This is a genomic window from Halomonas sp. B23F22_10, from assembly GCF_043496975.1.
GTDB classification, from domain to species: domain Bacteria; phylum Pseudomonadota; class Gammaproteobacteria; order Pseudomonadales; family Halomonadaceae; genus Halomonas; species Halomonas smyrnensis.
Map to the genome: position 1 here is coordinate 183260 of NZ_JBIEKF010000002.1, position 22076 is coordinate 205335.

The window sequence follows — 22076 nt, forward strand, 5'->3', positions numbered from 1 at the left end:
TATGCCATCACGTCGATGAGCACCAAACGCCACCGATGAGATGACGGGCACTCCCCTGTCACGGTCACCGGGAACGGGGGGCGGCTGGCATCCTGGCGAGCACGACATGATTCCCGGGGCATCGGCGCAGGCCCGGGGAAGGCGCCCGAAGGCCCGGCACTTGACCGGCCGATGTTTCCGTACCACGCTTAAGATTATGTTTATAAAGGCATCCATCGCCATCGCTCAGTAGCCGTGTCGGTACTCGATGCACCGTGATGGCATCACGCGCGGCTCGGCGAGCACGACATTCGCCCATCATCTGGCAGGCCGGGCCAGCGCCACCTCGGTGTCGCTAGCCGCTACGCCGACGCATCGCTTCCTATACAGCCCCACCGACACAGGCACGTTGCTGTCATATCTACCCACCCCTGGAGGATGAGACCGTGACCGACCATCGCCATAACACCGAGACCACTACCGCTGGCGAGCCCTATCCGAGTGATGAACATTCGCTGACCGTCGGCAACGATGGGCCGATCGTCATGCACGATCATTTCCTCATGGAACAGATGGCCGCCTTCAACCGGGAAATGATTCCGGACCGCCAGCCACACGCCAAAGGCGGCGGGGCTTTCGGCCATTTCGAGGTTACCGAGGATCTCAGCCAGTACACCAAGGCGGCCTTCCTGCAACGGGGCGCCAAGACCGAGATGGTGGCACGCTTTTCCACCGTCGCCGGCGAATCCGGTAGCCCGGATACCTGGCGTGACCCACGCGGTTTTGCGCTCAAGTTCTATACCGACGAAGGCAACTTCGACATGGTGGGCAACAATACGCCCGTCTTCTTCGTCCGGGATCCGATGAAGTTCCAGCACTTCATCCATTCGCAGAAGCGGCGTGCCGATAACGGACTCCGCGATCACGACATGCAATGGGACTTCTGGACCGAGTCTCCCGAGTCGGCCCACCAGGTGGCCTGGCTCATGGGGGATCGTGGCATTCCCGCCACCTGGCGCCACATGAACGGCTATTCGAGCCATACCTACATGTGGGTCAATGCCAAGGGGGAGCGTTACTGGGTCAAGTATCACTTCAAGACCGACCAGGGCATCAAGTGTCTGACCCAGGAACAGGCCGACCGGATGTGCGGGGTAGACAACGACTACCATCGCCGGGACCTGTTCAACGCCATCGATCGCGGCGAGTATCCGACCTGGACCCTGTACGTGCAGGTCATGCCGTATGAGGACGCCAGGACCTACCGGATCAGCCCCTTCGACCTGACCAAGGTCTGGCCACACGAGGACTATCCGCTGCACAAGGTCGGCACGATGACGCTGGACCGCAATCCGACCGATTTCCACTCGGAGATCGATCAGGCGGCATTCGAGCCCAACAACATGGTGCCCGGCACTGGCGTCTCCCCCGACAAGATGCTGCTGGCCCGCGTGACCTCCTATGCGGATGCCCACCGAGCCCGGCTCGGCGTGAACTACAAGCATATCCCGGTCAATGAACCCAAGGTTCCCGTTCACAGCTACACCAAGGGCGGCGCCATGCGCATCCACAAGACGGCCGACCCGGTCTATGCGCCCAATACCAAGGGAGGTCCACGCGCCAACCCGGATGCCTACCCGGCCGACAACGTATGGGAGGCCAACGGCAGCATGGTCCGCGAGGCCTACACGCTGCGCGAGGACGACGGCGACTTCAATCAGGCCCACGACCTCGTCAGCAAGGTCATGGACGATGCCGAGCGGGACCGCCTGGTGTCCAATGTGGTCGGCCATCTCTGCGGCGGCGTCACCGAGCCCGTGCTGGAGAAGGCCTTCCAGTATTGGAAAAACATCGATCAGCGGGTCGGCGAACGCATCGAGCAAGGGGTGCGCGACCACCTCAACGCCAGGTAACGTTCGCGCTGTCGCGATCCCGGCATCGGCAAACGGCGATTCCCATGAATCGCCGTTTCGCCAGATCGGGATCGAGCGCTTGCCCGCCTGAAGGCCCGCGGTATTCGGGTATATGAGGTTTTCGTGCGCCGGGGAGGCCCGGCGCGAAGGGAGCACGCCATGTCACGACCGACCGATGCCCAGGCAGCCGATCATGCCGAGCCCGAGAACGATTCGGCGCCGATCCGCCGGATGCGCCTGGTCTACGACGGCGACTGCCCGATCTGTCGGCGCTATGTGCTCTGGTATCGCATCCGCCGCGACGTCGGCGAGCTGGAGCTGATCGACGGGCGCGAGGATAGCGAGGCCCGCCGCGAGCTCAGCGCCCAGGGCATCGACCTGGACCAGGGCTTCGCGCTGCAGGTCGGCGAGCGCTGGTATCACGGCAGCGAGACCCTGCTTCGCCTCACCCTGCTCGGCACGCGCAGCGGCGTGTTCAACCGGCTCATGTATCGCCTGTTTTCGAGCCGCGGGCGAGCCGCCCGCCTCTACCCCTGGCTCAAGGCCTGTCGCAACGCCCTGCTGCGGCTGTGCCGCATCCCGCCCATTAACAATCTGCGCCGCTGAGCGGAGACGGGCCCACCCGATGGGCGGAGCCGCACTGAGACGATGAACGTCCGTGGTTCAGTCGAAGCGTGACGCCATGAAGCCGGCGATGGCCGCGTTCACCCGCTCCGGCTGCTCCAGTGCCGAGAGATGACCGGCAGCGGGGATGATCGCGAGGCGCGAGTCCGGCAGCCGCTCGTGAAGGCGGCGCGAGAACGGCACCGGCAGCGAGCGGTCCTCCTCCCCCACCGCCACGAGTGCCGGCACGTCGATCTCGGCCAGGCGCTCGAGCAGCGAGTCGCGCTTGATCAGGGCGTCCAGGCCCAGCAGCGCCGAGGGCACGTCCACGGAGGCGAAGCGCGCCTTCCACTCGGCCACCAGGGCCGGCTGCTCGCGGCGGGTGGTGGCCGAGAACATCAGCCGGGCCACCGAGGGCAGCAGCGGCCCCAGCCCGAAGCGCCTGGCGACGGCGCCCATGGCGCGATACTCGAGCGTGTGGACCAGGGTCTCCGGACCGGCGTCGGTATCCATCAGGATCAGGCCGGCCACGCGCTCCGGATGCTCGAGCGCGGCGCGCAGCGCCACCATGCCGCCGATCGAGAGCCCGCACCACACGGCACGCTCGATGCCGAGCTCGTCGAGCACCGCGATCACGTCCGAGACGGCGTCGTAGAGCGTGAACGGCTCGCTGAGGTGGCTCGAGCCGCCGTGGCCGCGGAAGTCGATGTTGATGATCCTGCGCTCGCCGTCCAGTGCGGGCAGCTGCTCGCGCCACATCTCGCCGCTGCAGAGGAAGCTGTGGCCCAGCACGATGGGCAGGCGCGGGGTCGCCTCGCTGCCATGGTCCTCGAGGGCAATCCTGACGCCGCGGTTCTCGACCAGGGTCATGGGGCTATCTCGTCAGCCGTCTCATGGTTGGGTGACGGCAGGATAGCAAAAGCCCCGGACCATGGCGGGCCCGGGGCTTCGATCAGGCAGCGGGCCAACGGCCCGCGTCCGCCGTCAGTCGCGGCTGAAGGCCACCGCATCGGGAGCACGCGGTTTTTCGACGCTACCCAGCCGGGTCAGGCCGTTCGGCGCGGCGATGCGGAAGAAGCGCTCCACCACCTCGCTCGGGGCCGGCCGGGTGGCCAGCGACACCGCCACGAACACCGGCAGGTTGAGCATCAGCCCCCAGAAGCCGGCGTGGATGCCCAGCGGGTGCTTCCACACGGTGGTGAAGGCCACGGTCACCAGGAAGCCGCTGACGATGCCCGCCATCACGCCCCACTTCGAGGCGCGCGGCCACAGGAACATGCCGATGAAGGCCGGCAGCACCTGGGTGGCGAAGCCCAGCCCCACCAGCAGGATCATCACCAGGCTGCCGGGCTCGGCGATCGCCAGCGGCGCGATCACCATCGCCATCAGGGGCACGATCATCCAGCGCGCCAGCTTGCCGGTGAACGCCTCGGAGAGGCCCAGCAGCGGCTGCACCACATCCTTGCTCCAGGACAGCGCCACCGAGTGGATGAACGGCTCGCTGGAGGACATCGATGCGGCCAGGGTGCCGGCACCGAGCAGCCCCACCAGCCACACCGGCAGGAACTGCATGGCGTATTCGAGCACCACGGTATCGGCACGGGCCAGGTCGGGCAGCGCGAAGATGCCGATGAAGCCCACCACCACCATCGGCAGGATCACCACGTAGTAGGTCGGCAGCCAGGTGGCGCTGCGGCGGATGGTGCGCGCGGAGGATGCGCTCATCCACTGGGTCCACACCGGCGGCATGAAGGAGAACATCGACACGATGATCGAGGTGGTCCAGAAGCTGAAGCTCATGTCGCCACCGCCGCCGGGCAGGGTCAGGAAATCGCCGTGCTCGGCCTGCAGCCGCGAGAACAGCGCGCCGACATCGAGCCCGCCGGTGGCACCGTGCAGCGCCCACAGCCCCACCGCCCAGGCCACCACCAGCATCAGCACGCCCTGGAAGGCGTTGGTGCGGCCGATGGCGCGCTGGCCGCTGACGAACAGGTAGACGGCGATGCAGGCCAGCACCAGCGGCACCGCCAGCCACACCGGGATGACCCCGCCGCTCATCACGTTGAGGATGTAGGCGGAGCCGATGGTCTGCAGCACCGCGTAGGCCACCGAGCCGATCGACATCACCAGCGCCGCCAGCGCCCCCAGCAGCGGGCTCTGGTAGCGGTCGGCGATGGCGCTGGCCTGGGTGACATGGCCGAAGCGCTCACCGAACTGCCACACCTTGGGGCCGAAGTACCAGGCGATCAGCGCCAGGTAGGCCAGATAGACGGCCACGTAGAACACCGGTACGCCCTTGGCATAGGCCCAGCCCGGCGCGCCCATGAAGGTGTAGGCGCTCACGCTGCCGGCGGCGATCAGCAGATACAGCGTCACCGGGCCCATGCTGCGCCCGGCCACGCCCCACTCCTCGAGGCTGTTCATGCGCCGCCCGCCGCGGGCGCGCAGGCCGATGATCATGGCGATGGCCACATAGGCCAGGGTGATGAGAAACGCCCAGGCACTAGTCATGCTCACGCTCCTTGCGTGCGAGCACGCGATTGGCGATCAGCATCACGGCGAAGCAGGCGAAGATCACCACATAGCTCCACACCACCAGCAGCGGCAGGCCCATTACCAGCACGGAACGATTCACCCAGCCGATCACCGGCCAGATGCCGGCCGCCACCACGGCGATGAAGGCGATGAGCAGCCCCCAGCCGGCACGGCTGGTGGGCAGGACGACGAGTCGAGATGACATGACAAGAACTCTCCCACGATGAATATGTGAGGCAATGCCCGAGAGATGGACGCGGACCTTACTGCGCCGCGGGGGGAGAAGGCCAGCTCGGCGCGAGCGCCAGACGGGTCTCCAGCACCTTGGCCAGCTTCAGCACGAAGTGATCCGCCAGCCGCGGACCGATCAGCTGCACGCCTAATGGCATGCCATCGCGGGAAAAACCGGCGTTGAGCGACAGCGCCGGCTGCTCCCCCATGTTCCACGGCACGGTGTAGACGATGTGCTCGAAGGGGCGACGCGGATCGTTGGAGGGCGACGGCCAGTCCGCGGGGAAGGCGACGTTGGGCGTGGTCGGCGAGATCACCGCGTCGAGGTCGTCGAACACCGCCTCGGTGGCGCGGCGCATGGCCAGGGTCTGTTCGAAACCGCGCACCGCTTCCCCGCCACCGATCCGCCCGCCGTCGTCGGCCCAGGCGAGGATCGCCGGCAGCACCCGTTCACGCTGCTCGTTCGACAGCGCCGACAGGGCATTCCACTGGCGCACCCGCCAGAAGCGATCCAGCCCATCGAGCATCTCGCGCGTCATCACCGGCGCCAGCGGCACCAGCGTGGCCCCGGCGGCCTCGAGCCGGGCGGCGGCGGCCTCCACGGCGGCGGCGATGTCGTCGTCCAGCGGCAGGCCGCAGCCGGCCTCCATCATCACGCCGATGCGCAGCCCCGACACGTCCAGATCGAGGTCGCGCCAGTCGATGTCCTCCGGCGGCAGGCGTGTCGCATCGCGACGATCGGTACGTGACAGGGCCGTCATCATCAGCGCGGCGTCGTCGACGCTGCGCGTCATCGGGCCGGCACAGCGCCCCACGTAGTAAGGATCGATGGGAATCCGCCCCAGCGTCGGCTTGAAGCCGACGGTGCCACACCAGGCGGCGGGCAGGCGCACCGAGCCGCCGATGTCGGTGCCCACGTGAAGCGGGCCGTAGCCCGCGGCGGCGGCCGCTCCGGCGCCGGAGCTTGAACCGCCGGTATTGCACTCGAGCCGCCAGGGATTGCGGGTCAGTCCATGGAACGAGGACAGCCCCGAGGAGAGCATGCCGAAGTCGGGACACGTCGTCTTGCCCAGCAGCGTCGCACCGTCCTCGACGAGGCGTGCCGCCGGCGGCGCATCGTCGGCGGCCGCAGACTGGTCGCCGAGGCCGGTGCCGCTCGGCACCGGCTGGCCGCGGGTGGCAATCAGCTCCTTGAGCGTGACGGGCACGCCGTCCAGCGCCCCGCGCGGCTCGCCTCGCGCCCAGCGCTCGCTGGAGGCCCTGGCTGACGCCAGAAACGCCTGCGGACAGAAATCGTAGAGCGCATTGAGGTGCGGCTCCCAGCGCTCGACGTGCCGGACCAGGGCCTCGGCGGCATCCAGCGGCGACAGGCGCCTGTCACGATAGGCCGCCAGCAGCTGGGTGGCGGTCATCTGGTGGGGATCGATCATGAGGGCCTTCCGTGATTGTTGTTGGTGTGGCGGGTGTCCTCAGCCTGGCGCGTTCCCGTGTCACCAGCCATCACAATGATGACGCCAGGGTGTCCACGTTTTGTGTGCACCCCGTCCGCCCCTGCGCCGGCCGCTGCCCTCTTCCGCCTGCGATACCGATCAGTCCTGATCCCCCAGGCCCTGAAGCGCCGAGGCCAGCAGCCCCAGGCAGGCGTCGGTGGCGAAACTGCGCTGACGATGTCGATGCAGGCAAAGATCGAGGCGGGTGCGCGGCAGCTCGCCCGGCGCCAGCGGCACGCTCGCCAGCTGACCGCCGCCGCACTCTCGGGCGACCGCCATGGGCGGAAGCATCAGCAGCGCGGCACCGGCCAGCGCCAGCGCCTTCTGGGTCTCCAGGGAGGCGGTATGGAAGGTGGGCGTCAAGGTGAGCCCCTGATCGCGAGCCGCCTCGTCCAGGGCCTGACGCACGCCGTAGTGTTCGTCGGGCAACGCCAGCGGGTGCTCGGCAAGCTCGGCCAGGCGCAGCTCCCTCTTGACGGCGAGCGGATGGCTCGGCGCCATCACCACGTGGTGCTCCAGGTGACTGCTGGCAAACGGCTGGATATCGTCATGATGTGGCAGGAAGAAGGCCAGCCCGATATCGGCATCACCGCTGCGCAGCGCTTCGACGATCTCGCCGGCGCTGGCGATCTGTATGTCGAAGCGCAACCGCGGGTAGTGCCGCCCCAGATCGGCCAGCGTCGGCGCCAGCAGACCCGCCACCACCCCCTCGGCCACCCGCAGACTGACCCGCCCGGTGCGCAGTCCCTTGAGATCGCCGATCTGCTCCTGGACCCGCTCCAGGTCTCGCAAGGTCCGCCTGGCCTGCACCGCCAGCAGCTCGCCGGCCGACGTCAGGCGGATACCGCCGGGGCCACGCTCGAGCAGCGGCGCCCCGAGCCGGTGCTCGAGCAGATCGATCTGACGGCTGATGGCGGTAGGCGCGATATGCAGCCGCGCCGACGCCTCACGCAGCGAGCGGCAGCGGGCGACCGTGTCGAAGTAGTGAAGGGCTCTCCAGTGCATGGCTCAGACCGGCCGCGCGGCGGCAGACGGCACTGGACCTCGCGGCGAGAGGTCCCGCCGCATGATGGTCACGGTCTCGCCGTGGTACTCGCGCTCCTCCAGGTCTTCCCAGCCCAGCTGCCGATACAGCGACTGCTGGTCCGGCGTGTAGAGATAGAACAGCTCGTGGCCGCCGTCCTCTGCCTCTTGCTCCACCCGGCGCACCAGCGCGGAGGCGATGCCGCGGCCACGCCACTCCGGCAGCACGAAGACCGATGCCAGCCAGGGCGTCAGCTCACGACGGTCGCTCATGTCGTCGGCGACCAGGCTGGCCATGCCCACCGGCCGCTCGCCGTCCATGGCGGCGAACACCGAGGGCACGCCTTGCGATCCGCAGTCGGCACGGAAGGTGGCGATGGTGGCGGCGCGACTGCGCCCGGGATGCAGATGCCCCCACTGGTCATGGGCCCAGCCCGCCAGTGTCGGCACGAGGGGCGAGAGGGCGTCGATGCGGACGAGAGGCAGGCCGGATTCCATGGCGAGAGTCTTCCTGTCGAGTGGCGTGATGTGGCCAGGCCGCGCACGGCCCGGCAAAAAACGCCACAGTATCCCCGCTCCGGCCGCCACTGGCCAGGGCCCCTCCCCGACCCGGGCGGCTCGGCCAGGCGCGAGGGCTCGGCCACCCGGGAAGATGCCGATGTCCATCACCCTGAACAGGCCCTGGCACTGGTGGTGACACGGCGGGTCGCCCGCGGGGTCGGCCGGCGCTTCCGGCACGGCGACTGGCACCTGGAGCCACTGGCGGCCGCGGTCCGACTCAGGAAGCCGCCCCGCCATCGCCGCGGGCGATATCCTGGCGGCCGAGCACCACCACCTCCCGCGGCCACCATTCAGGGTGCTCGTCGCGAATGAAGGCCATCAGCCCCTCGCGCACGTTGTTTTCGGCGATCCAGCCGCCGACCGGCTCGCGGGTCATCAGGTAGCAGGAGGCCTCCAGGGTCGCCTCGCGCTGCGCCGTCACGTGGCACTCCAGCCTGTCGGGGTCGACGACGTACTCCTCCCGCCGCGCGAGCTCGACGAAGCGCTCGCGCAGCACGGCGATGTCGGCGCTGAGGTGCAGGGTCAGCGCGATCTTCCGGTAGAGCCGGGGGTTCTTGGTCGAGAGGTTGTCGAAGGGCTGGGAGACGAAATAGCGGATCGGCACGATCAGTCGCCGCTCGTCCCAGGAGCGCAGCCGCACGAAGGTGTAGTAGATCCCCTCCACGTAGCACCACTGGCCCTCGAACACGATCAGGTCGCCCATGCGGATGGGCTTGGCCAGCGAGACCTGGACGGAGGACAGGATATTGCCCAACACCGCCTGCCCGGCGATACCCACCAGCACGGTGAGCACGCTGGCCGAGGCCACCAGGGTCATGCCCAGGGTGCCGAAGAGGTTGATCTGGCTCAGCACGTAGGCGATCACGGCGACCACCGTGACCAGGATGATGCTGCGGCGAAGGGCATACAGGGAGGTCAGCAGCTTGCGCTCATCGCGATGCCTGGTGTCATCGATCTCGCCGACCAGGCTCTGGGTCATCTTCATCAGGAAGGCGTCCAACAGCCGCACCGCCACCAAGCCGACGCCCCAGGCCGCGATGATGATCAGCAGCACGCGCAACGAAGTGGTGACGGCCCCGGAGAACGACACCACATAGTCGAGCAGCATCCGCGCGACCAGGGCCATGGCGATGAACGCGATGGGCGTCTGGACTCGCCCGGTGAAGGCACCACTGATCCGCCGGAAGATGCGCCGCACCAGCCAGTCCACCAGGCGATGCACGCCCCAGCCCACCAGGCCGATGATCAGCAGGAAGATCGGCAGGGCGATCCATTCCCATAGCCGCAGCTCGCCGAGAGGTGCCTGCAGGCGCGAGGGAATGTGATCCTCCAGCCAGGAAGGGCCGTACTCGGCGTACAGGGCAGGCACGTAGGCCAGGCTGTCCGGCGTGATCAGCCATACCGGGGGCCGCTCGCCGACCCGGTAGCGGGCCAGGCGGATGTCATGGGGCGCGCCGGCGGCCTCCAGCGAGGTGAGCAGCAGGTTGCGGCGCGGCATGCCGGCCATGGGATGCTGGCCCGAGGGCGCCACGATCATGGCATCGCGGCGGCTCGGCAGGTCGGCGGGCTCCAACCAGTCGCCCCGCTGCAGCACCGAGGCCAGCTGGCGGGCCAGCTCGGCGCCGCGGGCCGCCTGCTCGCCGGGAGAGAGGTCGGCGAGATTGAGCAGGTGCGCGGCCGAGTCGAAGTCGCCTCGTCGGGTCAGGGTCAGGAAACTGCGCAGCGCCTCCCGGGGCGTCTGGCGGCGCACCTCCTCGGGGGGCTCGCCGAGCCCGGCGTTGAGTGACTCGAGGTCGAACCAGCGAGGCGCTTCGCCGTCCGGTGATTGGGCGAGGCTCGGGCCGACGGCGAACAGCGCGACGACCAGCAGTATCCAGCTGAGGCAACGTGGCATGAGGAGCGGTCCAGTCCAGGGAGATCCGGGAAGCGGCCATCCAGGCCGGCGGTCGCCAGCAGTACACCCCATGGCCCTGCCGGTCGTCCAGCCCCGCCGCCACGGCTTCCCCGGCGCATCGCCCTCGCCCCCTGGTGGGCCCTGCCGTTTCAGGCGCGGTCTGCGGCGTGCCCCGGGTCGGCGATGACGAACGTCTCCGTCGGCATCATCGTTTCCATGGCCCGCCCGGGATCGGCCATCGGCTCGTGCCGCTGCACGGGCAACACCCGCCAGCGACGCCCCCGGCCATCCTGGAGCCAGCCGCACGGGATGGGGCGACCGCCCTCAGCCGAGAATGAACACCACGCAGCCGGCGGTCAGCGCCCCCATCGTGCCGTTGAACGCGCGCCAGGCACGCGGCCCCTTGAGCCAGCGGCCGATGGCCATGCCGAAGCCGGCCCACAGCGAGATGCAGGGGAAGGCGATCAGTTCGGAGACCCCGGCCAGCAGCAGCGCATTGATCACGGTGTTGCCCTCCTCGGGCAGGAAACTCGCCATCAGCGTCAGGCCCATCACCCAGGCCTTGGGATTGGCGAACTGGAAGGCCGCGGCCTGCCAGAAGCTCAGCGGGCGGCCTTCATCCTCATCGAAGCTGGGCGGCGGTGCGGTGGCGATGCCCCAGGCCAGGTACAGCAGGTAGAGGCTGCCGACCACGCGCAGCGTCGTCTGCACCATCGGGAAGCGTTCGAACACCAGCCCCAGGCCCAGCGCCACCGCCGTGAACAGCACGAAGCAGCCGCCCATGATGCCCAGCAGGTGCGGCAGGGTGCGCCGGTAGCCGTAGTTGGCCCCGGAGGCGGTCAGCATCATGTTGTTGGGCCCCGGCGTGATGGTCATCGAGATCATGAACAGGGCGGCGGGGCCGAGGGCGGCGAGCGTGTCCATCTTGAATTGTACCCCTACATTTTCTGGTGGTACGGCTTCTTCTTGCCGACCTTTTCGAGAATAATGGGCACAAATATGGCGTCAAAGGTTTTATTGTCACCATGACAATCTGGACACCCGCGCTGCCCGAAGGCGGCCCACGCTACCGTCGCATCGCCGAGGCCATGGCCGCGGCGATCGGCAACGGCGAGCTCGCCCCGGGCGAGAAGCTGCCGCCCCAGCGCCGGCTGGCCGATCGCCTCGGCGTGACCGTCGGCACCATCACCCGCGCCTATGCCGAGGCCCAGCGCCAGGGCTGGGTGGAGTCCAGGGTCGGCAGCGGCACCTACGTGCGCCAGCCGGCCGAGGAGGACCACCTGCCCTTCTTCCGCGCCGGCCAGCCGGCGGACGACGGCGTGATCGACATCAGCATGAGCCTGCCGCCGCCTCACCCGCTGCGCGCCAGGGGCCTCAAGCGTGCGCTGGCGGGCCTCATCGACTCGCCCGAGGCCGTGCAGGCGGCCACCGAGTACCAGCCCGAGGCCGGCAGCGAGGTCCAGCGGGCGCGCATCGCCGCCTGGCAGGGCCGGCTCGGTCTGCCCGACGACCCCGAGCGCCTGCTGATCACCCAGGGCGGCCAGCATGGCATTCACCTGCTGGTGCATCACCTCGCCCAGCCGGGCGACCTGGTGGCCGCCGACGCCCTCACCTACCCGGGCTTCGTGTGCGCGGCCCAGCAGGCCCACCTGCGTCCGATGGCGGTGCCGATGGACGCCGACGGCATGGACATGGACGCCCTGGCCCGGCTGTGCGCCCGCCAGCCACCGCGCCTGATCTACACCACGCCGGATCTCAACAACCCCACCGGGGCACGGCTCGGCGAGGCAAGGCGCGAGCGCCTGGTGGCGCTGGCCCGTGAGCACGACATCTGGCTGATCGAGGACGCGGTGCAGTACCTGCCCGAGGCCCAGCGCGGCACGCCGCTGGTCAGCCTGGCGCCGGAGCGCACGCTGCACGTGTTCAGCACCTCCAAGGTGATGGCCGGCGGCCTGCGCATCGGCAGCCTCACGGTGCCGGAACGGCTGCAGGAGCGGCTGTGCTCGGCGCTGCGCTCCCAGAGCTGGATGGTGCCGCCGCTGATGGTGGAGGCGGCCTGCCGCTGGATGGAGGACCCGGACAGCCACGAACTGCTGCGCTGGCAGGTCGAGGAGCTGGCCGCTCGCCGCGCGCTGGCCCTTGAGCGCCTGGCCGCCTATGAGCCGCAGAGCCGCGAGGGCTCGTCGCTGGTCTGGCTGCCGCTGCCGGCGGGCCGACGCAGCAGCGAGGTACAGGCGCTGCTCGCGCGGCGCGGGGTCAAGGTCTCCACGCCCGAACCGTTCTGCATGGGCAGCGAGCCGGCGCCCCAGGCCATCCGCCTGTGTCTGGGGCCGGCCGAGACCCGCGAGGCGCTCGAGCGGGCGCTGACCATCGTCGACGAACTCTTGGGCGAGCCGCCCGCCTCGCCCTGGCAGACGCTATAGCCCATCGAGTGCCGGCCACACCGGCCGGCAACGCCCCGGCGCCAATACCTGTTCCTGCTGATCGGCACCACCTCGATGGATGGAACCGGACCCGACGCCTGTCCGATCACGACGCCCTCATCACCCCCCTCACAGAACGCGTCCGCGAGTGGACCATCCACGCCCCAGCGCCTACACCTTGAACATGACCCTTCCGAATACAGGGAATGTCGCGGGCCGCGGCGCCCGGGGCGTGCTGCGCTTCCTGGGGCTGGTGGCGCTGGGCGGCCTGACCGGCGGCCTGGCGGCGCTGGCCGCCGTGGGCTTCGTCGGCGCCGTGGTATGGCTCAATGACCTGCTGCTGGTGTCGCCGCGCGGGCGCATGATGTTCGCCCACCCCGAGTGGCTGGCCATGGCCACGGTGCTGGTGCCGACGCTGGGCGGGCTGATCGTCGGCCAGTTGCATCGCGCCATTCCCGAGGGCCGCCCGCATACGCCCGCCGACGCCATCGCCGCCGTGCAGACCCGCCGCGGCCGCCTGCCGCCGCGCGCCGGGGCACTGTCCGCGCTGTCGGGGCTGGTGTCGCTGGGCGCCGGGGCCTCGGTGGGCCAGTACGGACCGCTGGTGCACATGGGCGCGAGCCTCGGCTCCGCGGGGGCCCGCCTGCTGAGACTGGGCCGCTCCGAGGACAACATCACCATCGCCTGTGGCGTGGCCGCGGCCATCGCCACCGCCTTCAACGCCCCGCTGGCCGGCATCGTCTTCGCCCACGAGGTGGTGCTGCGCCACTATGCCCTGCGCGCCTTCGCCCCGGTGGCGGCCGCCGCCCTGGTCGGCCACGTGATCGCCGCCGAGGTGCTCGACCGCGGCGCACTCTTCCACGTCGAACAGCTCGCCATCCCCCGCCCCTGGGAGTTCGGCGTGTTTCTCGTCATCGGCGGGCTCGGCGCGCTGGTGGCCGGCGGCTACATGCAGGCCATCCTCGGCGTCGGCCGGCTGGCCCGGCGCCTGCCGCTGCCCGCCCCGCTACGCCCCGCGCTGGCCGGGGCGCTGCTCGGCGTGACCGCACTGTGGGTGCCCGACATCCTCGGCATGGGCCAGGAGACGCTGCGCTTCGCCACCATCGCCGGCGCCTTCGGCGGCGTGGAGCTCGCGGTGGTGATGGGGCTCAAGCTGGCCGCCACGGCGCTGTGCCTGGGAATGGGCTTCGGCGGCGGCGTGTTCAGCCCGGCGCTGGTGATCGGCACCCTGTTCGGGGCGCTGTGCGGCACCCTGGTGGGCCTGGCCGGGGGCGCCCAGGACACCTTCGTCTTCTACGCCATCTGCGGCATGGTAGCGGTCACCGCGCCGGTGATCGGCGCGCCGCTGACCAGCCTGCTGATCGTCTTCGAACTCACCGGCAGCTACGCGCTGACCACGGCGGCGCTGGCCAGCGTGACCCTGGCCAGCCCCATCGCCGCCCAGCTGTTCGGCCGTTCGCTGTTCGACATCCAGCTGTTGGCCCGGGGGCTGGACCTGTCCTCGGGCCGCGGCCGGGCGGTGCTGGAGGACGCTCGGCTGGGCGATCTGCTCAGCCAGGAGGGCGTGACGCTGCGCCCCGAGACCTCGGTCGCGGCGGCCATCCACGCGCTGAGCCAGGCGGGCCACGGCGAGGCCTATCGGGTCGACGCCGATGGCCGCTACCGCGGCAGCCTGACCCTGGCCGACCTGGAGGTGATGCGCGAGCAGGACCGGGGGGACGCCCCGATCGCCGACTGCCCGGCCACGCCGCGCCCGGTGCTGGGCCCCGAGGCCTCGGTCTGGGTCGCCATGCGCCAGCTGCAGGAGATGACCGGCGAGGCCATCGCCGTGGTCGACGAGGACGATACCTTCCATGGCGTGGTCTATGAGTCGAGCATCGCCCGCGCCTTCCTGCGCTACGGCGACGAACTCAGAAAGGAGGAGCACGGTGCGGGCTAGGCGACTATGGGCCGTGATGGCGCTGCTGTCGGGCCTCGCCGCAGGCGGCATGGCGCCGGGTCAGTCGGGACAGACAAGCCCTGCGAGCGGCACCGGGCCGCTGACGGTGCTGAGCTGGGGCGGCGCCTACGAGCGCGCCCAGCGGCGCGCGCTGTTCGCCCCCTTCACCGAGGCCACCGGCATCCCGGTCGCGGTGGCGCGCTACGACGGCGGGCTGGCGGCGCTGCGCCGCGCGGTGGCCGAGCGGGACGTGCCCTGGGACCTCATCGACATGACCCGCAGCGAGGCCATGGCGGCCTGCGAGGCGGGGCTGCTCGAGCCGCTGCCGGCCGGTCTCGCCGCCCCGGCGCCGGACGGCACGCCCGCCGAGCGCGATTTCATCGACGGCGCCTTCGGCGACTGCAGCCTGACCCACTCGGTGTTCGCCACCGTGGTCGCCTATCGCACCGACGCCTTCCCCGGCCGGCGCCCCACCGAGATCGCCGACCTGTTCGACCAGCGGCGCTTCCCCGGCCCTCGCGCGCTGCAGCGCACGCCCTCGGTCAACCTCGAATGGGCCCTGCTGTCCTACGGCGTGCCCCGCGAGGCGCTGTACCGGCTGCTCAGCACCCGTCGCGGCCTGTCACTGGCCTTCGCCCGGCTGGCAGGGCTCGAGGACCTGCGCTGGTGGGAAACCGGCAGCACGCCGGTCGAGCTGCTGCTCGACGGCGAGGTGACCATGGCGTCCGGCTACAACGGGCGCTTCTTCGACGCCATGGCCCACCGCGACGCGCCGATCGCCATCCTCTGGGACGGCCAGGTCCAGGAGCATGAGGTATGGGCGATTCCCCGCCACGCTCAACACGCCGAGGCGGCACGGCGCTTCATCCGCTTCGCCACCGCCAGCGAGCGCCAGGCGGCGCTGACGCGCCACATTCCCTACGGGCCGTCACGCCACAGCGCCATGCAGGGGGTCACCACCCATGCCGACAGCGGCATCGACATGCGCTTGCATCTGCCCACCCATCCGCTCAACGCCGGCGGCGCGGTGATCAAGGATGACGCCTGGTACGCCAGGACCCGCGAGCGCATCGGCGAACTCTTCCGCGCGGCGCTGCTTGGCGAAACCGGCAACGACTGAGGCGATGCCTCGGGATGACGACGCGCGTCACCCTCGCCTATCCTGAGCGCCCGCCACGCCAAGGGAGATCATCATGTCCTGGGACCAGCAGGAAATTCGCCTCGCCCCGCGCGAACGGGGCTTCCACCTGATCACCGACGAGATCACGCACGCCCTGCCCGGCCTGGGGGAGCTCGAGGTCGGCCTGCTGCATCTTCAGCTGCTGCACACCTCGGCCTCGCTGACCCTCAACGAGAACGCCGACCCGGACGTGCGCCACGACCTGGACGCCTTCCTGCGCGACCTGGTACCGGGCGATCTGCCCTATTTCAGGCACACCATCGAGGGGCCGGACGACATGCCCGCTCACGTGGCGGCCAGCCTGCTCGGCACCCAGCTGACCCTGGCGGTGCGCGACGGTCGACTGGCGCTGGGCACCTGGCAGGGGCTCTATCTCGGCGAACATCGCGACCACGGTGGCCGCCGGCGCATCATCGCCACCCTCAATGGTCGCCCCCGCCAGCCGCCCTCCGCGGGATGATCCGGACGCGACGGACTATGCTTGAAGTCAGGAAGACACGCCTGCCAGGCAGGGAGGCGCGGCAATCGATGGCTCGGCCTGCGAGGCCGAAGGAGTGCACGTCATGGCCATGCCGATGACGATCAGGGAGTACCTCCGCGCCTGCGACATCGAGTACGAGGAGGTCACCCACCCACACGCGGTTTCCACCAGCCGCATCGCCGAGATGTCCCACGTCGGCGGCAACCAGATGGCCAAGGCCGTCATGCTGCACGGCGATCAGGGATATCGCGTCGCCGTGGTGCCCAGCACCCGGGATGCGGACCTGGACAAACTCTCACGGTTGTTCCACGAGCACCTCGAACTCGCCTCCGAGGAGGAGATCCAGCGCGAGTTCGACGACTGCGACCCCGGCGCGGCCATCGCCGTGGGTCAGGCCTACGGCCTGAAGGTCTATCTCGATGACCAGCTTCGTCACCAGCCCGACATCTACTTCGATGCCGGCGACCACGAGACGCTGGTGCACATGAGCGGCAACGCGTTCGACCGCCTGATGGCTGACAGCCCACACGGCGCCTTCAGTCGCCCCCGCTGAGTCGGCTCGCGCGACACGACAATCGGCCACGCCCCCAAGGGGCGTGGCCGATTCACGTTGGCTCGGGCAGCGCGCTCGCTCAGGCGCTGCGGACGTACTTGATGAAGGGCGTCAGCGCCCCGACCCGGTCATAGAGACGGCGTGCCGGCTCGTTGAATTCCTGGGTCATCCAGTAGATGTCCGTGACGCCGTCCTCGCCGGCCTGGTGACAGGTGCGCTCGATCAGCTGGCGGCCCGCTCCCCGGCCGCGATGGCAAGGGTCGACGAACAGGTCCTGGAGATAGCAGACGGGCCCCAGCTTCCAGCAGTGCGCGTGATAGAGATAATGCACGAGCCCCGCGAGCACGGGCGTCTCGCTGCCCGTGGCATCCATCACTTCCGCCACGAAACCGCTGGGCTCGCTCTCCCCCAGCGCCAGCAGCCGCTCGAAGGTGTGATCGTAGACGGCCTCGGGAAGTTCGGTGTCGTAGAAGGCGAGATAGTCCTGCCACAGGCGTGCCCATTCCGGCTTGTCGCTCATCTGAAGCGGGCGGATCAGAAAAGAGTGATCGGACATGAGAACTTCCTCGTCGGTCTTGGCTTTCTTGTCGGTCTCGATGTTATTCACGGCGGGTCGATGGGTTCTCGTGGTTCACGGCCCGAGGCTCGACGACTCAGCACGTCTCGAGCAGCAGGTTGCGCGGCGTCAGCTCGCGTTCGCAGAAGGTCCCGAGGCGCACCCGCTGCCCGGCTTCGACCAGTCGCCAGGCACGGTCGAGCACCAGCCAGACCTCGAGCGGCCGACGAAACAGATGCCGCACCAGCTCCAGGCGTTCGACCTCGGTCTGGCGTTGCCAGCCGGCGGCCTCGAAGGACGCCCAGTCCACCACGTCGGGCAGTGTGACACCCTTGCTGTCGGCCGCCCAGCGGCAGAAGCCGGCGAAGTCGTCGGGAAGCCTGCCGTAGGCGCAACTGGGTACGGGGAGGTATTCATCGCAGCCGCGGACCTCGCGCTGCAGGCGGTCGAAGCCCTGTCGCCAGGCGTTGGCGCGCCGACGATGACGCCGCACGCCCTGCGGTGCCGTGACCGTCTCCTGGACCGCCATGGCCAGATCCTCCCGCGACAGGGTCAGGCCGTGTTCGGCCATCAGCGCCCGCCCCCGGGCCGACAGCGCGCGGTAGTCGACGTCCTCGGTGCGGTGATAGCAGCAGGGCGACAGCGTCACCGCCGCGCCGCGCTCGGCGACCAGCTCGAGCAGCCGGGCGTGCAGGTCGCCGCAGGCGTGCAGCGCCGCCACGCGCCGTCCGGGGGCCAGCCAGTCGCCGGCGTCCTCGGCCATCACGTCCTGACGATGCAGCCGCACCGGCTGCCCCTGCCGCTCGGCCAGCGCCTGCCCCGCCTCGCACAGCGACGCCTGCCACTCCAGACCGGTGACCGGCCGGCCGTCGCGCCGGGCCAGGGTCCGCGACAGATGGCCCTTGCCAGCACACCACTCCAGCAGCGACGCCGCGTCGTCCGATGCCACGCAGCCGGCGAAGGCCTGGATCTGACGCCACTTGCGCGCGCCGATGCCCTCGCCCCAGGCGTCCGGCAACGCCGTGTCGTCCGAGGCCAGTCGCGGCAGTTCGACCGCCTCGGCCAAGGCGTCGACCGGCAGCCAGGCCGCCAGCGGCGAGGCGTCGAAGGGGCTTGCCTGGAGGCGGTCGGTCTCGTCGTCGGACAGCGCCATCAGTGCCTCGGCGAGCCCGGGGGCGCGCTCGCCCCAGGGCACCTCGCGATGCTGAAACGGCAGCGGACGCCACAGCGCCTGCGCCTCGGCGAGCAGGCGCGTCAGCGCCGTGAAGCGTGCTTCCAGGGCCGGCTCAGATGGCATTGCGCAGGCCAAGCTCGTAGGGATGCGGGTGGAGATAGGACTGGGCGCGAATGTAGTCGGACCCGTAGCGCTGGATATAGTGGTTGAGCAGCCGCATCGGCACCGCCAACGGCACCTGCTCCAGACGATACTCCTCCACCGCGGCCAGCAGATCCTGGCGGGTATCGCCATCCAGCGCACGCTTGAGATAGCCCATCACGTGCATCAGCGCATTGGCGTGGGACTTGCGGGTGGCCGGCCGCGACAGCGCCGCCATGAAGCGCTGCAGATAGTGGGTCATGGCGTCTTCCAGCGGCACGTCGTGGGCCTCGCCCAGATAGCGCCCCAGCTCGCGGTAGGTCTCGACCCGGTGGGCCATCAGCAGGAACTTCTGGCGGCTGTGAAACTGGATCAGGGCGTGACGGCTGGGAGCCGGCTCGACGTTGCGCTTCCAGTCGTCCAGGGCGTAGACGCGGGTGATGAAGTTCTCGCGCAGCACCGGGTCGTTGAGCCGCGCCTCCTCCTCCAGCGGCAGCTCGGGATAGTCGCGACGCATGGCGCGCACGAAGGCGCCGGAATCGGCATGACTGGGCATGCCGTTGGGATGATAGACCTTGACCCGTTCGAGGCCGCAGCTGGGCGAGCCCTTCATCAGCACGAAGCCGCGCAGGTGCCGGTGCGCCTCGATGAAGGACGCGCTGACCTCCTCCAGGCGTTCGGTGACGTCCAGCGACTCATCGACGCTGCCCTTGACCCGCGGCGTCTCGCCGGTCTTGCCGACCAGGCGAATCGGCTCCCGGGGCACGCCCAGGCCGGCGGCCAGCTCCGGACAGAAGGGCTCGAACGCGAAGCGCTCCGCCAGCACCTGCAGGCAGTAGCGGGATCGCTTGTGACCGCCGTTGTAGCGCACTTCCTGGCCGGTCAGGCAAGCACTGATACCGACCGGAATGCCCTCTTTCGGATGCGACGTCATGGCGAGGCTCCTTGCCCTGGAATGGATGCGACACGTGAGTCCGCACAGGATAACGCCGCCCCCCTCGCATCGCGAGCGCGAGCGGGCAGAGCGACTCGGCCGAACGTTCTTAATAATCCCTTAAGACTGGCCCGACAGGATATGGCCTACGCCAAGGAACCGTCTCACCCTCATTCCGCGCTCGGCATTCACCGAACGTCGATGCCATGTGCACGCTCTACGGGCCGTCGGCACATAGTGATCAAACGGCCCTTGTAGTAGAATTACGCGCGTTTTTTCCCTCCCCTCTTCAATCTCAGGATGCATTCGCCATGCTGACAAGATGTCGACCGCAACACTGGCCCCGGCAACATGACCGGAGGCCAGGTTTTTTCGTGCTCGCAGCACTACTGCTGTTCAGCCCCCAGGTGCTGGCCGCCGGCGCCGGTGAGCTCGATCTGACCTATACGCTGAGCGGCTTCATTGCCGTCACGCTGTTCATCCTCGCCTATGCGCTGGTCATGGCCGAGGAGAAGCTGCACATGCGCAAGTCGAAGCCCGTGCTGGTCGCGGCTGGCCTTATCTGGACGTTGATCGGTTGGGTCTACGTCCAGGAAGGCCTGCCGGATGCCGCCGAACACGCCTTCAAGGAAACCCTGCTGGAATACACCGAGCTGCTGCTGTTCCTGCTGGTGGCGATGACCTATGTCAACGCCATGGAAGAGCGCCGCGTGTTCGACAAGCTGCGCGCCTGGATGGTCGAGAAGGGCTTCAGCTATCGCGCCCTGTACTGGATCACCGGCATTCTCGCCTTCTGGATCTCCACCGTGGCCAACAACCTGACCACCGCCATGCTGATGTGCGCGGTGGTGCTCAAGGTGGCCGAGGGTGACAAGCGCTTCATCGGCCTGTGCTGCATCAACATCGTGGTGGCCTCCAACGCCGGCGGCGCCTTCAGCCCCTTCGGCGATATCACCACGCTGATGGTCTGGCAGGCCAAGCTGGTCGAGTTCCAGGAGTTCTTCGAACTGCTGGGGCCGTCGCTGGTCAACTACCTGGTGCCGGCGATCATCATGAGCCTGTTCATCCAGAACAAGAAGCCGAGCCCGCTGGAGGAGCACATCTGGCTCAAGCGTGGCGCGCGGCGCATCGTCTGCCTGTTCCTGCTGACCGTGGTGATCTCGGTGCTGTGCCACACCGTGCTGCACCTGCCGCCGGCGCTGGGCATGATGACCGGGCTCGGCTTCCTGCAGTTCTTCGGCTACTACCTGCGTCGCAGCCTGCCGCGTTCGCTGGAACGCAAGCGCACCCGCTACAGCCAGCGCGGCGACTGGCGCAAGCTCGAGTCGCTGGGCAGCGTGGTGCCGTTCGACGTCTTCACCCGGATCGCCCGCTCCGAGTGGGATACCCTGCTGTTCTTCTACGGCGTGGTGATGAGCGTCGGCGGCCTGGGCTTCATGGGGTATCTGGGCCTGCTCTCCCAGACCCTCTACGCCGGCTGGGACCCGACCTGGGCCAACGTGGTGCTGGGCGTGATCTCGGCGGTGGTCGACAACATCCCGGTGATGTTCGCGGTGATCTCCATGGACCCCGACATGTCGATGGGCAACTGGCTGCTGATCACCCTGACCGCCGGCGTGGGCGGCAGCCTGCTCTCGGTGGGCTCCGCCGCCGGGGTGGCGCTGATGGGCCAGGCCCGCGGCATCTACACTTTCGCCGCCCACATGCGCTGGGCACCGGTCATCGCCCTGGGCTATGTGGCCAGCGTGCTCACGCACCTGTGGCTCAACGCAGACAGCTTCAGCGTCTTCCACTGACGGAGGCCCGCCCCTCGGGGCGGCATCGGCACGATAGACCACGTGCGGCGGGCCTCGGCCCGCCGCACGTGGTGTTGTCGCAGGCGTCAGCGGCGTTTCCGCGCGCCGCTCTCCTCACCGTGGCGCGGCATTCAGCGCTCCAGCCCCAGTCGCCGATGCCAGTCGGCGAGACTCTCGTCCGGATAGCCGTCGAAGCAGCGATCATCGGGCCCCGCCTCGATCTCCACCCAGCTCGCCCTGCTGCCAAGCATCAGGTGCACGCGTTCGGGCGGCAGTGGCAGGTCGCCGTCGATCGCCGAGGCGAAGGGATGGACGAGCTCGGGCCAGCGCGGATCGAACACCCACAGCGCGCTGCCGCAGCGTGAGCAGAAGTGCCGCTCGCCCGGGCTTTGCTCGCCGTCGATCACGGCGTGATAGACCGTCTTGTGCTCGGCTCCCTCGACCTCAAGCGTCTCGGCCAGCGCGCCGAGATTGATGGCGTAGCCGCCCCCCGCCCGCGGTCTTGCGGCAGATCGAGCAGTAGCAGCGATTGAACGGATAGGGATGCGGCGCTTTCACGCGGAAGCGGATCGCGCCGCAGTGACAGGAACCCTCGAGTTGCATGGTGTCGCTCCTTGGACATTCAGCTCTGGCATTCAGCTCTGGCATTCACCCCTGCCCTCCAGACTAG

Annotated in this window: 19 protein-coding genes and 1 pseudogene; 8 read left to right on the top strand and 12 right to left on the bottom strand. The window is 69.1% G+C overall.

What is annotated here, in order from left to right:
* The first annotated feature begins 425 nt into the window (after window positions 1-425).
* Both ACGTNF_RS04930 and ACGTNF_RS04935 read left to right on the top strand, forming a co-directional pair.
* On the top strand, window positions 426-1892 hold the full coding sequence (locus ACGTNF_RS04930) for a catalase (protein WP_394600681.1): 1467 nt from the start codon (window positions 426-428) through the stop codon (window positions 1890-1892).
* 159 nt (window positions 1893-2051) lie between these two features.
* A complete protein-coding gene (locus ACGTNF_RS04935; RefSeq protein WP_394600682.1) occupies window positions 2052-2498 on the top strand; it encodes a DCC1-like thiol-disulfide oxidoreductase family protein in 447 nt (148 codons plus the stop codon).
* A gap of 57 nt (window positions 2499-2555) precedes the next feature.
* Here the strand turns inward: ACGTNF_RS04935 and ACGTNF_RS04940 are convergent, their stop codons facing one another.
* The 8 genes from ACGTNF_RS04940 to ACGTNF_RS04975 all read right to left on the bottom strand — a co-directional run bounded on the left by ACGTNF_RS04940 (window position 2556) and on the right by ACGTNF_RS04975 (window position 11153).
* The gene (locus tag ACGTNF_RS04940) at window positions 2556-3365 is read right to left on the bottom strand and encodes an alpha/beta fold hydrolase (RefSeq protein WP_394600683.1); all 810 of its coding nucleotides are present in this window, start codon (window positions 3363-3365) and stop codon (window positions 2556-2558) included.
* A 114-nt stretch (window positions 3366-3479) separates the two neighbouring features.
* Entirely contained in the window at window positions 3480-5006 is a 1527-nt protein-coding gene (locus ACGTNF_RS04945; protein ID WP_394600684.1) for a sodium:solute symporter family protein, read from the bottom strand.
* On the bottom strand, window positions 4999-5235 hold the full coding sequence (locus ACGTNF_RS04950) for a hypothetical protein (RefSeq protein ID WP_394600685.1): 237 nt from the start codon (window positions 5233-5235) through the stop codon (window positions 4999-5001). The genes ACGTNF_RS04945 and ACGTNF_RS04950 overlap by 8 nt, the downstream gene beginning before the upstream one ends.
* Before the next feature lie 58 nt (window positions 5236-5293).
* Window positions 5294-6691: an amidase gene (locus ACGTNF_RS04955; protein ID WP_394600686.1), complete on the bottom strand. Its 1398-nt coding sequence runs from the start codon at window positions 6689-6691 to the stop codon at window positions 5294-5296.
* Between the two features lie 159 nt (window positions 6692-6850).
* The gene (locus ACGTNF_RS04960; protein ID WP_394600687.1) at window positions 6851-7756 is read right to left on the bottom strand and encodes a LysR family transcriptional regulator; all 906 of its coding nucleotides are present in this window, start codon (window positions 7754-7756) and stop codon (window positions 6851-6853) included.
* A gap of 3 nt (window positions 7757-7759) precedes the next feature.
* Complete coding sequence (locus tag ACGTNF_RS04965; protein WP_394600688.1) at window positions 7760-8272, bottom strand: GNAT family N-acetyltransferase; 513 nt, start codon at window positions 8270-8272, stop codon at window positions 7760-7762.
* 280 nt (window positions 8273-8552) lie between these two features.
* Complete coding sequence (locus ACGTNF_RS04970; protein WP_394600689.1) at window positions 8553-10229, bottom strand: mechanosensitive ion channel family protein; 1677 nt, start codon at window positions 10227-10229, stop codon at window positions 8553-8555.
* Window positions 10230-10553: 324 nt separating this feature from the next.
* Window positions 10554-11153 carry a LysE family translocator gene (locus ACGTNF_RS04975; protein WP_394600691.1) on the bottom strand — a complete coding sequence of 200 codons (600 nt, stop codon included), beginning with the start codon at window positions 11151-11153 and terminating at the stop codon, window positions 10554-10556.
* 101 nt (window positions 11154-11254) lie between these two features.
* Between ACGTNF_RS04975 and ACGTNF_RS04980 the strand changes: the two genes are divergently transcribed.
* From ACGTNF_RS04980 to ACGTNF_RS05000, 5 genes are all read left to right on the top strand, one after another.
* Complete coding sequence (locus ACGTNF_RS04980; protein ID WP_394600693.1) at window positions 11255-12652, top strand: aminotransferase-like domain-containing protein; 1398 nt, start codon at window positions 11255-11257, stop codon at window positions 12650-12652.
* 148 nt (window positions 12653-12800) lie between these two features.
* Window positions 12801-14591 carry a chloride channel protein gene (locus ACGTNF_RS04985; RefSeq protein ID WP_394600695.1) on the top strand — a complete coding sequence of 597 codons (1791 nt, stop codon included), beginning with the start codon at window positions 12801-12803 and terminating at the stop codon, window positions 14589-14591.
* Window positions 14581-15711: an extracellular solute-binding protein gene (locus tag ACGTNF_RS04990; RefSeq protein WP_394600696.1), complete on the top strand. Its 1131-nt coding sequence runs from the start codon at window positions 14581-14583 to the stop codon at window positions 15709-15711. The genes ACGTNF_RS04985 and ACGTNF_RS04990 overlap by 11 nt, the downstream gene beginning before the upstream one ends.
* 73 nt (window positions 15712-15784) lie before the next feature.
* Entirely contained in the window at window positions 15785-16231 is a 447-nt protein-coding gene (locus tag ACGTNF_RS04995; RefSeq protein ID WP_394600697.1) for a secondary thiamine-phosphate synthase enzyme YjbQ, read from the top strand.
* Between the two features lie 103 nt (window positions 16232-16334).
* Window positions 16335-16805 (top strand): aminoacyl-tRNA deacylase, encoded by a 471-nt coding sequence (locus ACGTNF_RS05000; protein ID WP_394600698.1) that lies wholly within the window; start codon window positions 16335-16337, stop codon window positions 16803-16805.
* 79 nt (window positions 16806-16884) lie between these two features.
* Here ACGTNF_RS05000 and ACGTNF_RS05005 read toward each other — a convergent pair whose 3' ends face one another.
* The 3 genes from ACGTNF_RS05005 to ACGTNF_RS05015 form a co-directional block, all read right to left on the bottom strand.
* Complete coding sequence (locus ACGTNF_RS05005) at window positions 16885-17361, bottom strand: GNAT family N-acetyltransferase (RefSeq protein ID WP_026068471.1); 477 nt, start codon at window positions 17359-17361, stop codon at window positions 16885-16887.
* 97 nt (window positions 17362-17458) lie between these two features.
* Entirely contained in the window at window positions 17459-18658 is a 1200-nt protein-coding gene (locus tag ACGTNF_RS05010; protein WP_394600700.1) for a methyltransferase, read from the bottom strand.
* Complete coding sequence (locus ACGTNF_RS05015) at window positions 18648-19610, bottom strand: YbgA family protein (RefSeq protein ID WP_394600701.1); 963 nt, start codon at window positions 19608-19610, stop codon at window positions 18648-18650. The genes ACGTNF_RS05010 and ACGTNF_RS05015 overlap by 11 nt, the downstream gene beginning before the upstream one ends.
* Before the next feature lie 311 nt (window positions 19611-19921).
* On the opposite strand from ACGTNF_RS05015, the gene nhaD reads away from it, so the two are divergent.
* Entirely contained in the window at window positions 19922-21406 is a 1485-nt protein-coding gene (gene nhaD, locus ACGTNF_RS05020) for a sodium:proton antiporter NhaD (RefSeq protein WP_394600702.1), read from the top strand.
* A 131-nt stretch (window positions 21407-21537) separates the two neighbouring features.
* Here the strand turns inward: nhaD and ACGTNF_RS05025 are convergent.
* A pseudogene (locus ACGTNF_RS05025) lies at window positions 21538-22009 on the bottom strand (GFA family protein).
* Between the last annotated feature and the right edge of the window lie 67 nt (window positions 22010-22076).